Source organism: Pseudobacillus badius (genome assembly GCF_002189605.1).
GTDB lineage: Bacteria > Bacillota > Bacilli > Bacillales > Domibacillaceae > Pseudobacillus > Pseudobacillus badius.
Genome location: NZ_MWMM01000001.1, coordinates 559,476 through 574,262, shown reverse-complemented (window position 1 = coordinate 574,262; position 14,787 = coordinate 559,476). Strand labels below are relative to the sequence as shown.

The following is a 14,787-nucleotide window of genomic DNA, read 5'->3' as shown; positions in this document are numbered from 1 at the left end:
CCTTCCTCAATTGGCGTTCTCACGCTCTATGCTTTGGAAGGATAAACATCCAAACGCTGCCATCGCTTAAGTTTTCCGGCCTTGCATCTCATCATTTACGCACTCGTTTTGCTCCCATTAATAATATCCATAAAATAATCTTCCAGAGAGTGGCTCTTTTGGCTGATCTCTTTCACAAGCACATCACTCATAATCAATGCCTTGGAAATCTCTGCTTGAGAGTCAGCAGCTTCATACACTCTTATTCTTGACTCATCTATGATCTTATAATTTTTCAATGCTAGTTGATGCTCCAGCACATAACCGGCTTTTTTCACATCGTCTACCTTCACTTCCATATACTCCGTTGTCCCCTGGTGAATCGATTCCAGAGAAACCTCCTGCAACAGCCTCCCGTCACGGATAACGCCAATCGTATCAGCAATTTGTTCAATTTCAGCTAATATATGGCTGGAAATGAACAAAGTAATGCCATATTCTTCAGACAACATGTGGAATAAATCTCTCATTTCTTTTATTCCGACCGGATCAAGCCCATTGATTGGCTCATCCAGAATTAACAGCTCCGGCTTCGTGATCATCGCTCTGGCAATGCCGAGCCTCTGTTTCATCCCAAGTGAAAATTCCTTCACCGGCTTCTTCTCGCCCACGGATAAACGGACAAGATCCAAAGCTGATTGGACGGCCCCGTTTTTGTAATACCCCATATACTCACAATGCAGTTCAAGATTTTCCCGTGCCGTCAAATGGTCATAGAAAACCGGATATTCAATTAAGCTTCCGATTCGCTTGAGCTTTTCATGCGGCGTGGAATGAACCTCCTCCCCGAATAAGAGGATTTCTCCGGCTGTCGGTTTGACTAAATCCATCAGCATCTTCATCACCGTTGTTTTCCCTGCGCCATTCGGGCCGAGGAATCCATAAATCTCGCCCTTTTTCACATGAAGATTGACATTGGATACGACTTCTTTCCCTTTGTAAACCTTCGATAACTGTCTGGTCTGGATAATATAGTCCATTGTTTTGAATTCCTTTCATCTCAATTTCTTTTATTGTAGGGAAAAGAATTTTCTTTTTTCTTACTCAATCCTTAAGAAAATCTTACGTTTATTTAAAATGAGATCTTTTTTAATTCCACAGTAAAGACCGTCTGAACATACGGCTTGCTTTCAAGATAAATCCTGCCGCCGAGCTGTTCTATGATTCTCTTTGTAATGGTCAGACCCAGCCCGCTTCCTTGATACGCTTTATTTCTGGAGTCCTCCAACGTATACAGCCGTTCAAAAACGCGGTCTTGTTCAGGCTCGCGAATGCCTTTTCCCTGATCCCAGACATCTATGAATACGGTCTGATCATTCGAGCGAAGAGCAAGGCCAACCACACCTCCCTCGCTGCCATATTGGATCGCATTGGAAAGTAAGTTATGAAGCACCCGGTCCAGCTCTTCATCATTTCCCCAGCCATAAACCGGGTCTTCAGGAATATCAATCCTAACTTGCAAAGCTTTTTTCGTTAACACGTCGTAAAAGCCGAGAATATTCCTCCTGCACAGTTCATTCATATTCACCCGGGAAACCGCTATCTCTTTATCCCCTGAATCCAGGCGGGAAAGCTCAAAGAACTTTTTAATAAGGGCGGACAGCTCCGCGGCTTTGCTATTTGTCTTTATCAGCAACGTCTTCATTTCTTCCTCGCTGGCATTGGCATCGTTCAAAATAATCTCAATGTAGCCTTGAATAACAGTAAGCGGTGTTTTTAAATCATGAGAAATATTGGCAAGCATTCTCCTTTTCGAAATCTCCATTTTCCGATAAGCGGCGATCGTCTTCTGGTTATGCTCGAGCAAGGCATTAATTTCTCTTAAAACAGCTTTCATTGAGGGATCATCTGTATCGATCAGCAGCTTTTCACCTGTATGCTCTGCTATGATCCGGTGCATTTTTTGGGCCGCGTACTCAAGCTGTCTTTGCTGCTGCCGGCGTGCCCGATATTGGTATATGTGGCCTCCTGCGCTGGCTAGCAATATCATAAACAAAACAAGCGCCATCCTATCATTCTCCTAATTTATAGCCGATCCCCCACACCGTTTGAATATACCGGGGAGCTGACGGATCGTCTTCAATTTTTTCTCTTAATCTTCTAATATGTACGTTGATGACGTTTTCGTCTCCAAAATAGTCTTCATTCCAAACTTGCGTATAAAGCTGCGCTTTTGTAAAAACCCGTTCCGGCTTGGCAGCAAGCAGATTCAGTATTTGAAATTCCTTCGCTGTTAACTTGATATCAACTCCTCTTTTTTGAACAGAGAAGTTCGTCGAATGAATAAGCAGATCGCCTACCTCGATTGCAGCCTGCTCCGGCTGGCGGGCGACTGTGTAAAGGGTGGCCCGGCGTATAAGCGCTTTGACCCTGGCAGCCAGTTCAATCATGGAAAAGGGCTTTGTAATATAATCATCTGCTCCAAAACCAAGACCAAGCGCTTTATCTACCTCGCCATCCTTCGCCGATAGAATAAGGACCGGCACCGTACTTGTTTCCCGGATCTTTTTCAAACAATCCAGCCCATCCATTCCCGGCAGCATTAAATCGAGCAGGATTAAGTCAAATGGATCAGTCTGCCCGAGCACCTCTATCGCTGACAAACCGTCGAACACCGGCGTTACAGCGTATCCTTCTTTCGTTAATTGCATAGAAACAACATCGCTGATTGACGGATCATCTTCTATAAGCAATATGTTTTCCCGCAAATCGATCACCCACTTCTTTCGTTATGTTAAAAATAGAAAAAAAACGCTTTGCATTGCGGAGATGGCAATGCAAAGCGGACGTTTACTGTTGTATGTTGCTGCCAAGAATTTTCATCCAGCCCGATGTTCAAGCGCCGGCCTTTTTTCGCTTGCCTGCTGCCCGTAAAAACTGTTCTACACAAATAGCTGTCATGGTCCCGAGGATAAGTCCATTGTTCAAAATAGAAGCAGCGGCAGCCGGGAGATTAGTGAAGGCAGCAGCCGGCACAAACATGACACCTACCCCGGCCAACAGCGACACTCCAGCCACAAGACGCGCACGGTCCTGCTGTGTCTCCTTTTCCATTTCCGCAAAGGCAAAACCGGCCATGCGGGAGAAAATAACAAATGTCACAGCATACCCCACAGGAGCCGGCAAGGAAGCAAGTCCATTCATCACCGGCGGAAACAAGCTCATCCCGACAACGAGCAGCGAACCGGCCAAAAACGGACGAACCGACGCATTGCCGGTTTGGGCGACAAAGCCGGCCGCTCCCGAAATTGGAACAGAACCGATGGCGGAGAATGCGCCCCCGAGCATTTGATTAAGACCTGCGGCTACTCCAGCACTGCGGTAGCTGCCTTTTCGGCCAGTCGCATGCAAATGAGCCATCACCTCTTCCATCACCCTGATTGAAGCGATCATATTCGCTGTTAATAGCAAGGTAATAAAGGCAGCGGTAACAACCGTGCCGGAGTCGAACAATGGCGGGCCAAAAACAAACAAGCCCGGCAAGCTAAACAGCTGATTGCCTGAGGAGGCCATGAGCGGAGCCTCGCCAATCAGGAGAAACAGCAGCCAGCCAAACGCTAACGAAATAATGACAGAATACTGCCTCACCCACTGGATTTGATGCGAAGAAAAATAAAAGGCGGCCAGCAAAGTAGCGGCACTGCCTGCCAAAATAAGCGGACGAATCGTTCCCGCTTCATTCGGCAAGCCGAGCATGCCGTTTAAAAACGATCCGCTCAATTGTAAAATCAGCAAAAGCAAATAAATGAACGTTACCGTTGGCGTAAATAGCTTCGCCATCTTTTCCAATAAACCGAAAGCGGCCAAGAAAATAAAAATAACGCCTGAAACAATCATCCCGCCTTCAAGACTCTGCAGCGCCTGCTCGGTCGAAGAGTAAATAGTTCCGGCAAAGCCAGCATAAATGGCAAACACACCCCACCAAAGCCCAGCCGGTCCTTCATTGATCGGCAGCCTGTGGCCTATCAGCACTTGCAAAACGCCTGACAGCCCCAGCACAAACATCGTCCGCTGAACAAATTCTGCTGTATCGGCCGGAGAGAGATGAAATAACCCGGCAATCGCAATAGGAGCTACGAGTGAGCTCGCCAGCATAAAAAACAGCCATTGGACAGCGCTAAAAAACAATCCCATACTTTCACCTGTTTCTTTCTTAAGTTAACTTCTTCCATTTAATCAGCGTACGCTAATTTTTTCATTCAGGCAACGGAAAAATCTCCTTTTCTCATTCTTTGCATGTTAAAATAGGAATCAGCATGTAAAACTTTTCATACATATACTCACAAAGGACAAGATTAAAGGAGTAAGTTTATGATTACTGCATTTATTATTTTACTAGCGTATTTACTCGGTTCCATTCCTTCGGGCCTAATCATCGGCAAGTCCTTTTTCGGCATTGATATCCGGGAGCATGGCAGCGGCAATCTCGGTGCAACAAATTCATTCCGCACGCTCGGTGTAAAAGCGGGCATCGCTGTGACACTTGCCGATATTTTAAAGGGAACCGCAGCGACGCTGCTTCCGCTTCTTTTCGGATCGGGCCTAGACCCGCTGATCCCTGGCGTAGCAGCTGTCATTGGACATATGTTCCCCGTCTTCGCCGGCTTCAGAGGCGGGAAAGCGGTGGCCACCTCAGGCGGTGTTCTCTTAGGTGTTCAGCCTGTCATGTTTCTTGTGATTTTTCTCAGCTTTTTTCTTTCACTTTATCTCACTAAATATGTTTCTCTGTCATCCATTATCGTTGCGGTGGTTGCGCTGACCTATGCCATTATCCTGCAAAATACACCACTGATTCTCGTTGTCGGCATTTTAGCTTTTTTTGTCATTTACCGTCATCGGGCAAATATCGTGCGGATTAAAAACAAGACAGAGCCGAAAATTAAGTGGATGTAAAGTACCTTTATAAAAGGAAGCGAAAAGCATCGCCTTGCTTGAGCAGGCGATGCTTTATTATATCGGCTGGATAAGGCGGTCCGGCAGTGAGGCATCTATTTTCCTTATTTCAGGCTTCCATGGTACACTTGGGGAAAAGCAGAGGTGAATCACCCATGAATATTCAAATAGGAAACAAAGCCCTCTCATGGTTTAAAGAGGAAATGGACGTGAATCGAGGCGATGCCATCCGCTTTTTCGTCCGATACGGGGGTTCCAGTCCGCTTCATGAAGGATTTTCACTCGGTGTTACGAAAGACGAACCGATGGAGATTGGTGCCCAAACAGAAATAGACGGAATCGTTTACTTTGTTGAGCAAGCCGATCTCTGGTATTTTGACGGACATGATTTGCATGTAGAGTACAACGAACAGCTGAACGAACCGCGCTACCAATATGTCCATCCTTCTTAAAAAGCGAAAAGGCCGCTTCCTGCGCCTTTTCGCTTTTTTATTATTCAACGGGTTGATTTATAAACGAAATTTCTTAATATGGCTGTGCAGCCCTTCTTTTTCCAAAATTTCTTTCTGCCGGTCGCCAAGCAGATCAAAGTGCGAATAGCCATCCTTTCTCCGATCAATCCACTCTTTTTGGAGCCCGTGTGCTTCTCCCCAGCAGGCCAGCTTGTCTAAATCCCTGCAGCCTGCCTTCGTTACCGTACGGCAGTGAGGGAATCGATCATCGAGCCAATAATGGGTTAAAAAAGCGATATTGCCTTTGTCAATTTGCCGCTTCCACTCCGCCAGCTCCCGTTTGTCTACACCAAATGCCATTCCCTTCGCCTGCCCGTCCTATGATTGTTTTTTATTTTCCTCGTACACTTTATGCCAATCCGGAAATACACGCTTCATTGATACCGGCCGAAACGTGTCTTTTTTCACGATTGTGTGGGAGGTGGTGCCTGTCAAACACACCTCTCCATCCTTGTTTTTAATTTCATACCCGTATACCGTGCGGACTCCATTATATTCTTGAATCCACGTATAGACCCAAGCGGTATCCCCGTAACGAAACGGCTTTTTGTAAGAAAGCTGGATATCCAAAACTGGCGCCACATACCCTTCTTTCTCCATCTCTGCATAATTAAAGCCTAGATCTTCAATCAATTGAGTGCGGCCCAGCTCAAGCCAGACGACATACTGGCCGTGATAGACTACCTGCATTGCATCTGTTTCTGCATAGCGTACTTGTACTTCTTTTTCTGAAACGAACATCTATTGATTCTCCCTTATTCTTTCTTAACGTATATCTCCTGATTAAACTAGTATATCTTAGCCAGCTGGTAAAATAAAGCATGTTTACCTTCAAAGCTAAATAGGGAATTAAACAAGGACAACTACCAATAAAGAAGGAGTGCTTCTTGTGATTGATTATTTGCAAAGCCAAAAGCAAGAGATGATTTATTTGTTAGAAACGATCGTAAATATCGACAGCAATTCTTATGATAAAGATGGTGTCGACCAAGTGGGTGCTTTGCTTAAAGATAAATTTGAAGAAATCGGAATGCATGTAAAAGTTCACCGCCAAGCGGAGCACGGCAATCACCTTGAAATTAAAGCGGAGCGGGAAAGTGAACCTAAAATTTTAATCGTTGCGCACATGGACACTGTATTTCCGAAAGGAGAAGCTGAAAAACGCCCATTTTCCATTATTGGAGATAAAGCGTACGGACCAGGCGTCAACGATGAGAAAGCGAGCCACGTACAGGTTCTATATGCGATGAAGGCGCTAAAGGAAAGCGGCTCCCCCGCTATCCGCAACGTTCACATCATTTTCAACAGCGACGAAGAAATCGGCTCTGTGTCTTCGAAAGCATTAATAGAAGAAGCAGCCGCAGAAAAGGATTACAGCCTGATCGTGGAATGCGGACGGCCAAATGACGGAGTCGTCACTTCCCGAAAAGGAGTCGGCCACTTTACGATGAATGTACAAGGAAAAAGCGCGCATTCCGGGGTAGAGCCAGAGATCGGGGTCAGTGCAATTGAAGAACTGTCCCATAAAGTGATTCGCCTTCAAAAATTAAATGACTATGACCATGGACTGACCGTAAATGTTGGCTTGATTAAAGGCGGTACCTCTGTTAATACGGTCCCGCCCCATGCAGAAGCGGAAATTGATGTCCGGATAAAAAATAAAGATCAAGGAATGAACGTGACAAAATCCATTAATGAAATTGCCTCGGAGGAAACCGTAGAAGGAACCAGAACAGAACTGACAGGCAGTATTAGCCGCCCTCCTATGGAACGGACAGAAGGAACAGGGAAATTATTTAAAACCATACAGGAAACGGGAAAAGAACTAGGATTTTCCATTCATGAAGTCAGTACCGGAGGAGGATCGGATGCCGCTTTTACAGCATCAAAAGGAATCCCTACGATTGATGGCATGGGGCCGATTGGAGAATTTTCTCACAGTGAAACAGAAGAATATACTGATTTAAACTCTCTCGTTGATCGAACCCTTTTACTCGCCAAAACCATTGAACGATTGTCTGAATAACTTATCAAATTTGAGGTGGAAAAAATGAATATCGAATCTATTATAAACAATCAAAAAAGAGAAAACGGCGGGCAGCGCGCCTGGGCTGACGGCGGAATGACAGCAAGCGCCACAGCGGAATCCTCCGCCATTGGCGCCGAGGTGTTAAAAGCCGGAGGAAATGCGATTGACGCCCTGGCTGCTATGCAATTCGCCCTGGCCGTCTCTGAGCCTTTTAATACAGGTCTCGGCTCCAGCGGGTTTATCGTCTATTATGATGCCAAAAAACAAAAAACCACCGTTATTCAAGGGCATTCAAAGGCACCTAAAAGCGCCAGAAAAAATGTGTTTGTTGATGAAAAAGAAGATGTGATCCCCTTTCTAGAACGCTCAACACCCGGCACAGCCGTTGCCATCCCCGGTATTATTAAAGCCTTTGATAAAGCAATTAAGCTTTACGGCAAAAAAACATGGGAGGAAGCGCTAGAGCCGGCCATCCGCTTATCAAAGGAGGGCATAAAAGTAAATAAAACATGGGTTTCAGGTCTTCAGCGATTCGGCAACCGCCTCGGGAAAGAAGGACGGGCTTTTTTCTTTCCTGATGATGTGCCGTTGGCAGAAGGCGAAACAGCTGTTAATAAAGAGTTGACCCGTGCCTTAATCGAGCTTCAGCAAAACGGCGCCGACTCCTTCTATGGAGGCACGATCGGAAAGGCCATTGTAGAAGAGGTGCAGAAGCTGAAAGGCTGTTTAGAGCTTGAGGATCTGGCCGGGTATGAGGCTGAAGTGAAAGCTCCCCTTCAAGCCGCCTATAAAGGATTTGATATTGTCGTGCCGAGTCCTCCCAATGGGGGCGGCTTTGCCCTTCTTTATATGCTAAAGCTGCTTGAGCAGCTAAATATTGGCCAGTACGATGTTCATTCCTGGGAGAAATATTATTTAATTGCAGAAACATTAAGGGTAATGACCGCCGATAAATTAGCGTTTATGACAGACCCTGACTATTATGATATTCCTATTGACGGCTTGCTTCACCCCGACTATATTAAAAAACGGCTCAAGCTGTATAATTTTTCATTCCGAAATGATCAAATCAACCCTGGTAATCCTTGGGAATTTGATCGAGATAAAAAGCCAAGCGGTTTAAAGGCTCAAGCCGTTGAAGTCGGATCGGAAACTACTCATTTTATCGCTGTAGATGCTGAAGGAAATGTTGCTGCCTGCACTTCTTCTTTAGAGCACACATTCGGTTCCGGCATCATGGTGCCAGGTTACGGCTTTTTATTAAATAATGATATGACTGATTTTGATCCTTCTCCGGGAGGCATTAACAGCGTAGAACCAAATAAATATCCTGTCAGCATGAAAACACCTACGCTGATTTTTAAAGACGGCCGGCCATTTTTGACGCTCGGTTCTCCTGGCGGCCCTACCATTGTAGCTTCTGTCCTGCAAACGATCATTCATGTGATTAACTATGGAATGGATGTAAAGGATGCCATCGAAGAACCGCGGATTTTTAATGGAACGGGCCCGCTGATCTGGTGGGAAGATGGTTTCCCGGAAGAAGCGATGCAAACATTAAAAAAGATGAATTATCAGTTTGATGATATTGCTCTTGCGATGGGCAATGTACAAGCCGTAATGTTTGACCACCAATCGAATCAGCTATACGGGGCGAGCGATTCCTCACGGCCTGGCATTCCTGTCGGCGTGGAGAAAAACGAAATTCAGTGGAACCAATGATAAGCTAATTTTCATTTTATAGAGAAAAAAACAATAGTGACTAACGCGAAACAGCTCTTCTGTTTTAACTAATTAAAACAGAAGAGCTGTTTTTATGTATGGCAAGCCGTTCTGCCCTCTTACTTGGCTGACCGTTTTATTTCTAAACGCTCTTCCAGTCTTTCTTCTATCTCCCGCATAGCAGCCGGATTTCTTAATAACTCGCTTTTATTTTCCTTTACAAGCTCAGCAAAGCTTTTCCTTTGTTTTCTTCTCATTCTTAATTGCTCCTTTTTTGTATAAATCGTTATGATGATCATTCTGCCCCTAACTCTTCTTTTTAATACTAAATTTTCAAATAACTGCGATAATTAATCTGTATGCTCCACCGCTGTCCGCTAATAAAGAAGAGGCCCGTAAAGAACCTGAGTTGAACCTTTTTTAGTTAAGTTTAAGGGATAGAGCATCCAGAGAAGGAAACTTCCTGTAAATTATAGAACTATTATAAAAAATCCGACTTGTTTGTGCATGAAATGTCGGATGAATTGCTTCCTCTTATTTTAGAGTAGAAATAGAAAGGAGTGAAAATATGGAATGGCTGGAGCGAATGAATCACGCATTAGATTATATTGAAGAAAACCTTAAATCAGAAATAGATTATAAAAAGATAGCGCAAGCGGCTTGTTGTTCCGAATACCATTTTCCAAGGATGTTTTCGGCTTTATCAGGCATAACACTTTCAGAATATATAAGACGCAGGCGCTTAACACTGGCTGCTTTTGAATGGCAAAAAAATGATCCTCGTATCCTTGATCTAGCATTGACCTATAGATATGAGTCCGCTGATTCTTTTTCACGCGCTTTCCAAAAGACACTCGGATTAAAACCATTGGATGTCCGAAATAAAGGAAAGCTATTAAAAGCGTTTCCGAGAATTTCCTTTCAACTGTCAATCAAAGGAGCTATTGAGATGGAGTATAGAATAGAGAGGATTGATTTTGAATTAAGCATTATAGGAAAGGGGGCGCCCGTGAAAACAAGCCAAGCAGCTGAGGCGATCCCTGCACTATGGCATTCGGCTCAACTGAATGGATTGATGCAAAAACTAATTGATCTATCCTGGGAAAATCCGAAATGCACTTTAGAAAGTCTATTAGGTATTTGCGGAAAGCAAGCAGCCATAACAGAGGATGAATTTACTTACTTTATGGGAATACGGTACGATGGCCATGTCCCTGATGGCATGGACACCCTGGTCATCAACCACCGTACGTGGGCTGTTTTTCCGAATATAGAATCGGCCTGGAAACGTTTATATGCCGAGTGGCTTCCTGCTTCAGGCTATGAGCTTGCTGATTTACCATGCATTGAATGTTATTATCCGCCGAATCATCAGCCAGAAAATGAGCTTTGGGTTCCTGTAGTTTCTCTATAGCTACATAGACAGGGCAGAAAAGGAATGACCAGAAGATTGAATTCCCCTGCTGGCTGACTCAAGTATCTTTCATTTAGGCCTCTTCCCCGAAAGATAAAAATAGCTCAATAATAAGCAAACAAGACCGGCCAGCTGGCCGGTCTTGTTTCAGCGTTCTTATTTTGTTTTGACATCTTTCAGCTTATTGCGAAGCACCATTTGCAGGATGCCTCCGTTGCGATAGTAGTCAACCTCTACCTCAGAATCAAAGCGGACAAGAGCTTGGAATTGCTTCTTGCTGCCGTCTTCATCTATAGCTGTTACTGTAACCACGTCACGCGGCTTCACGTTGTCGTTTAAATCTACTTCAAACACTTCTTTGCCCGTTAAACCAAGAGTTGTTGAGTTCTCGCCAAGCTTGAATTGAAGCGGAAGAACACCCATCATGACAAGGTTGGAACGGTGGATACGTTCGTAGCTTTCCGCAATGACTGTTTTAACGCCCAGCAGGTTTGTACCTTTCGCTGCCCAGTCACGGGATGAGCCCATACCGTAATCTTTACCAGCCAATACTACAAGGCCAGTACCATCTTCTTGATACTTCATGCACGCATCATAGATCGGCATGATTTCGCCTGTTGGCCAGTAAGTTGTAAATCCGCCTTCTGTACCCGGAGCAATTTGATTGCGGATACGAATGTTCGCAAATGTTCCGCGCATCATTACTTCATGGTTACCGCGGCGGGAACCGTAAGAGTTAAATTCACGCGGCTCTACGCCTTTTGAACGCAGATATTTGCCGGCAGGTGTATCCTTGCCGATTGCACCGGCAGGAGAAATATGGTCAGTTGTCACTGAGTCACCGAATTTACCCATTACACGCAAACCTTTAAGCGCTTCGATCTTCTCAGGCACTGCAGACAGCCCTTCAAAGAATGGCGGGTTTTGAATGTAAGTAGAGTCATCGTTCCAGCTGTAAAGAGCTTCATTGCTTGTTTGAATTTGATTCCAGCGAGAGTTGCTGTCAAATACACGCTCATACTCTTTACGGAATAACTCAGGCGTTACCGCACGACTTACCACTTCTTTTACTTCTTCGGTTGTTGGCCAGATGTCTTTAAAGAATACATCTTTGCCATCTTTATCTTTACCGATTGCCTCTTTAGCAAAGTCAATATTCACTGTTCCCGCAAGAGCGTAAGCAACAACTAACGGCGGTGAAGCCAAATAGTTCGCTTTTACAAGCGGATGAATACGGCCTTCGAAGTTACGGTTACCTGAAAGAACAGATGTAACTAAAAGATCGGCATCCATAATGGCTTTTTCAATTTCTTCTTTCAATGGACCGGAGTTACCGATACAAGTTGTACAGCCGTAACCGACAAGGTTAAAGCCCAGTTTCTCCATATAGCCCATTAATCCAGCATCACGCAAGTAGCCGGTAACAACTTTAGATCCAGGCGCCAAGGATGTTTTTACATACTTAGGCACTTCAAGGCCAAGCTCAACGGCTTTTTTCGCCACTAGACCCGCTGCAAGCAGAACATATGGATTGGATGTATTTGTACAAGATGTGATCGCAGCGATGGCAACCGCACCTGTTTTCATTTCAGCTGTTTCTCCGTCAGCAAACTTAACAGTTGCTGTTTTATCCAATTCTTCAGGTTTCAAGCCGAAGCCTTGGTTGCCTTCTGGGGCACTGATTGCGCCTTGGAAAGATTTCTGCATGTTGGAAAGCGGAATTAAATCTTGCGGGCGTTTTGGACCGGACAAGTTCGGCTCAATTTCAGCAAGATCCAATTCAACAACGTCTGTGTATACAGGATCTTCGTTATCAGGCGTAAAGAACATATCATTTTCTTTCAAATACTGTTCTACTACTTTAATATGGCTTTCTTCACGGCCTGTTAAGCGCATGTAGTCCAGTGATTCTGAATCGACTGGGAAGAAGCCGCAAGTCGCCCCGTATTCAGGTGCCATGTTAGCAATCGTTGCACGGTCCGCAAGCGGCAGCTGGGATACACCCGGTCCAAAGAACTCAACGAATTTGCCGACAACGCCTTTTGCACGCAATACTTGCGTGACTTTAAGAGCCAAGTCTGTCGCTGTTGCGCCATTTGGAAGCTCGCCAACCAATTTCACGCCGATAACTTCCGGAACAGGGAAATAAGACGGCTGGCCAAGCATTCCTGCCTCTGCCTCAATACCGCCGACACCCCAGCCAAGAACACCGATACCATTGATCATGGTTGTATGGGAGTCCGTTCCGACGAGTGTATCTGGGTACGTCTCGAATTCACCGCTTGCTGTTTCTACCGCATGAACAACATTTGCCAAGTACTCAAGGTTTACTTGGTGAACGATACCTGTAGCCGGCGGAACAGCACGGTAGTTATCAAACGCTTTTTGTGCCCAGCTTAAAAACTCATAACGCTCAGCATTGCGTTCAAATTCAAGTTCCATATTGCGCTCAAGCGCTTCAGGTGTGCCGTATGTGTCTACTTGCACAGAGTGGTCAATAACAAGGTCCACTGGAATTTCAGGGTTGATTACGTCTGGGTTTCCACTCATATCTCCCATTGCTTTGCGCAAGGAAGCAAGGTCTACAACAACCGGAACACCGGTAAAGTCCTGTAAAATAACACGTGAAGGCTTAAATGGCACTTCAGCATCCTTTAAGTCTGCTGCTCCCCATTTAGCCAGGTTTTCAACATGGTCTTTTTTAATAACATAGCCATCATGCTGGCGTAATACAGATTCTAATAATACTTTGATCGAATATGGCAGGCGGGATACTTTCGCCACACCCGCTTCTTCCAGAGCTGCTAAACGGTAGTAATTATACCGTTTGCCATCAAGCTCAAAACTTGAACGGGCATTGAATACATCATTGTTTGCCATCCCGATTCCCCCTCTTTTTATAGATATGTAAGCATCGTTGAAAGCGAAGCAGAGATCGCTCCCAGCTTTCGCACTATTTCATCATAATACAATCGTTAACATAAGTAAATAACGTTAATCAAATCGAGTTCAATAAGTATTTCTTATAACACAATCATACTATTTGAAAAAGGAGTGCTTCTTTTTTCCGCGCAAAATGTCACCCATCCAGCCTTTTTTCAATAAATAGACATACAGCGCCAACGTACTGACGGCGATCACTGCCCAGGAGAAAATATAGCCGATTTTCCATTCTAGTTCCGGCATATTTTTAAAGTTCATTCCCCAAATCGCCCCCCAGGCGGTCACAGGCGTAAATAGCGTAGTCAGGACGGTCAGAGTTTTCATAATTTCGTTCCCTCGATGCGTAGAAACCGTATTCTCGAGTTCAACCATCGCTTTTAATTGTTTGTCGTACTCATTCAATAGCATATGGGCCCGCTCGATGCGCTTGGACGCGCGTTTAAAATAAAGTCCTTTTGATACGTCATCGCCAAATGTTTCTTCAATTCCGTATTTGATTTCTAAAATAGGGATAATTAAATTCTGCCATACGAGCAGTTCATGGCGGCTTTTTGCTGTTTGATCGAGGATTTCTATATTATTTTTCTCCCTGATTCGCCAAAGCAAGTCCCTTAAGCGAACCTCGAACATATCAATTTTGGCGAGAAAATGGCTCATTAAATCGCCAATCATGATCATGAATCCCTCAACCGGGCATTCTGCCTCATCCAGCTTCTTTCTCATGACCGCTTCATCTACCTTATCGAGCAGGGACAAGTCTAAGTTATCAGTAATTAGCCGCTTTTTTGTTAAGTAGAAATGAAAAACACGTCTTCTTTCCTTATCTTCGACGTCCTGGAAATAAACAAGGGAACCCCATAAGGCTTCTTCCCCCCGTTCACTCGTATCTGCCTGCAAAATACTCGTCATATTTTTCTTTGTTTCTTCTGACCATCTTCTATATGAATCATTTTGTTCAACGTATTTAGCCGCCGCATCCGTTTCGGACTGCTTCAGCTCATACCAGGACCATCGACCTTTATTGAAGGTATGCTCCATTCCTATTCCTCCTATAAACTGATGACTGCATTTTTTAATACCCTATGCAGAGGAGAAAAAAACAAAACTTAAAGGGAAAATCAGTTTTCTTGATAAAACTTTGTAAATCGACCGGGCAGTCTCTGCGAGATTAAGCTTCTTTCTTATAAGCAAACAAAGACAAAATTGTTTCTTTAGGCGCTCTTTAGTTTTAATTT

14 protein-coding genes are annotated in these 14,787 nt (G+C 44.5%); 5 read left to right on the top strand and 9 right to left on the bottom strand.

Annotation, left to right across the window (positions count from 1 at the left end):
* Positions 1-95: 95 nt before the first annotated feature.
* The 4 genes from B1A98_RS02745 to B1A98_RS02730 all read right to left on the bottom strand — a co-directional run bounded on the left by B1A98_RS02745 (position 96) and on the right by B1A98_RS02730 (position 4,173).
* Positions 96-1,019, bottom strand: coding sequence for an ABC transporter ATP-binding protein (locus tag B1A98_RS02745; protein ID WP_063383613.1), 924 nt, complete (start codon positions 1,017-1,019; stop codon positions 96-98).
* Positions 1,020-1,111: 92 nt separating this feature from the next.
* Complete coding sequence (locus B1A98_RS02740; RefSeq protein ID WP_063383612.1) at positions 1,112-2,047, bottom strand: sensor histidine kinase; 936 nt, start codon at positions 2,045-2,047, stop codon at positions 1,112-1,114.
* Between the two features lie 4 nt (positions 2,048-2,051).
* The gene (locus tag B1A98_RS02735) at positions 2,052-2,732 is read right to left on the bottom strand and encodes a response regulator transcription factor (RefSeq protein ID WP_158286005.1); all 681 of its coding nucleotides are present in this window, start codon (positions 2,730-2,732) and stop codon (positions 2,052-2,054) included.
* A gap of 142 nt (positions 2,733-2,874) precedes the next feature.
* A complete protein-coding gene (locus B1A98_RS02730; RefSeq protein ID WP_063383611.1) occupies positions 2,875-4,173 on the bottom strand; it encodes a purine/pyrimidine permease in 1,299 nt (432 codons plus the stop codon).
* A 177-nt stretch (positions 4,174-4,350) separates the two neighbouring features.
* Here B1A98_RS02730 and plsY point away from each other — a divergent pair, with 177 nt between their 5' ends.
* Positions 4,351-4,932: a glycerol-3-phosphate 1-O-acyltransferase PlsY gene (gene plsY / locus B1A98_RS02725; RefSeq protein ID WP_041100952.1), complete on the top strand. Its 582-nt coding sequence runs from the start codon at positions 4,351-4,353 to the stop codon at positions 4,930-4,932.
* 155 nt (positions 4,933-5,087) lie between these two features.
* Entirely contained in the window at positions 5,088-5,384 is a 297-nt protein-coding gene (locus B1A98_RS02720; RefSeq protein ID WP_063383610.1) for a HesB/YadR/YfhF family protein, read from the top strand.
* A 57-nt stretch (positions 5,385-5,441) separates the two neighbouring features.
* On the opposite strand, the gene B1A98_RS02715 is transcribed toward B1A98_RS02720, so the two are convergent.
* Both B1A98_RS02715 and B1A98_RS02710 read right to left on the bottom strand, forming a co-directional pair.
* On the bottom strand, positions 5,442-5,744 hold the full coding sequence (locus tag B1A98_RS02715) for a hypothetical protein (RefSeq protein ID WP_041100949.1): 303 nt from the start codon (positions 5,742-5,744) through the stop codon (positions 5,442-5,444).
* 18 nt (positions 5,745-5,762) lie between these two features.
* The gene (locus B1A98_RS02710) at positions 5,763-6,185 is read right to left on the bottom strand and encodes an acyl-CoA thioesterase (protein WP_041100947.1); all 423 of its coding nucleotides are present in this window, start codon (positions 6,183-6,185) and stop codon (positions 5,763-5,765) included.
* 148 nt (positions 6,186-6,333) lie between these two features.
* Between B1A98_RS02710 and B1A98_RS02705 the strand changes: the two genes are divergently transcribed.
* Together B1A98_RS02705 and ggt are read left to right on the top strand one after the other, a co-directional pair.
* Positions 6,334-7,470, top strand: a complete 1,137-nt coding sequence (locus B1A98_RS02705; protein WP_082821613.1) for a M20 family metallopeptidase — start codon at positions 6,334-6,336, stop codon at positions 7,468-7,470.
* 24 nt (positions 7,471-7,494) lie between these two features.
* Complete coding sequence (ggt, locus tag B1A98_RS02700) at positions 7,495-9,195, top strand: gamma-glutamyltransferase (protein ID WP_063383609.1); 1,701 nt, start codon at positions 7,495-7,497, stop codon at positions 9,193-9,195.
* A 119-nt stretch (positions 9,196-9,314) separates the two neighbouring features.
* Here the strand turns inward: ggt and B1A98_RS02695 are convergent, their stop codons facing one another.
* Positions 9,315-9,452: an FbpB family small basic protein gene (locus tag B1A98_RS02695; RefSeq protein WP_063383662.1), complete on the bottom strand. Its 138-nt coding sequence runs from the start codon at positions 9,450-9,452 to the stop codon at positions 9,315-9,317.
* 311 nt (positions 9,453-9,763) lie between these two features.
* Here B1A98_RS02695 and B1A98_RS02690 point away from each other — a divergent pair, with 311 nt between their 5' ends.
* Positions 9,764-10,609, top strand: a complete 846-nt coding sequence (locus tag B1A98_RS02690; RefSeq protein ID WP_063383608.1) for an AraC family transcriptional regulator — start codon at positions 9,764-9,766, stop codon at positions 10,607-10,609.
* 156 nt (positions 10,610-10,765) lie between these two features.
* Here the strand turns inward: B1A98_RS02690 and acnA are convergent, their stop codons facing one another.
* A complete protein-coding gene (gene acnA / locus B1A98_RS02685) occupies positions 10,766-13,489 on the bottom strand; it encodes an aconitate hydratase AcnA (protein WP_063383607.1) in 2,724 nt (907 codons plus the stop codon).
* A 159-nt stretch (positions 13,490-13,648) separates the two neighbouring features.
* The gene (locus B1A98_RS02680; protein ID WP_063383606.1) at positions 13,649-14,590 is read right to left on the bottom strand and encodes a magnesium transporter CorA family protein; all 942 of its coding nucleotides are present in this window, start codon (positions 14,588-14,590) and stop codon (positions 13,649-13,651) included.
* Between the last annotated feature and the right edge of the window lie 197 nt (positions 14,591-14,787).

Excerpts from the sequence above, each read along its gene's own strand:
- B1A98_RS02745 (WP_063383613.1), bottom strand. The coding sequence starts at position 1,019 with ATGGACTATATTATCCAGACCAGACAGTTATCGAAGGTTTACAAAGGG.
- B1A98_RS02740 (WP_063383612.1), bottom strand. The coding sequence starts at position 2,047 with ATGGCGCTTGTTTTGTTTATGATATTGCTAGCCAGCGCAGGAGGCCAC.
- B1A98_RS02730 (WP_063383611.1), bottom strand. The coding sequence starts at position 4,173 with ATGGGATTGTTTTTTAGCGCTGTCCAATGGCTGTTTTTTATGCTGGCG.
- plsY (WP_041100952.1), top strand. The coding sequence starts at position 4,351 with ATGATTACTGCATTTATTATTTTACTAGCGTATTTACTCGGTTCCATT.
- B1A98_RS02720 (WP_063383610.1), top strand. The coding sequence starts at position 5,088 with ATGAATATTCAAATAGGAAACAAAGCCCTCTCATGGTTTAAAGAGGAA.
- B1A98_RS02715 (WP_041100949.1), bottom strand. The coding sequence starts at position 5,744 with ATGGCATTTGGTGTAGACAAACGGGAGCTGGCGGAGTGGAAGCGGCAA.
- B1A98_RS02710 (WP_041100947.1), bottom strand. The coding sequence starts at position 6,185 with ATGTTCGTTTCAGAAAAAGAAGTACAAGTACGCTATGCAGAAACAGAT.
- ggt (WP_063383609.1), top strand. The coding sequence starts at position 7,495 with ATGAATATCGAATCTATTATAAACAATCAAAAAAGAGAAAACGGCGGG.
- B1A98_RS02695 (WP_063383662.1), bottom strand. The coding sequence starts at position 9,452 with ATGAGAAGAAAACAAAGGAAAAGCTTTGCTGAGCTTGTAAAGGAAAAT.
- B1A98_RS02690 (WP_063383608.1), top strand. The coding sequence starts at position 9,764 with ATGGAATGGCTGGAGCGAATGAATCACGCATTAGATTATATTGAAGAA.
- acnA (WP_063383607.1), bottom strand. The coding sequence starts at position 13,489 with ATGGCAAACAATGATGTATTCAATGCCCGTTCAAGTTTTGAGCTTGAT.
- B1A98_RS02680 (WP_063383606.1), bottom strand. The coding sequence starts at position 14,590 with ATGGAGCATACCTTCAATAAAGGTCGATGGTCCTGGTATGAGCTGAAG.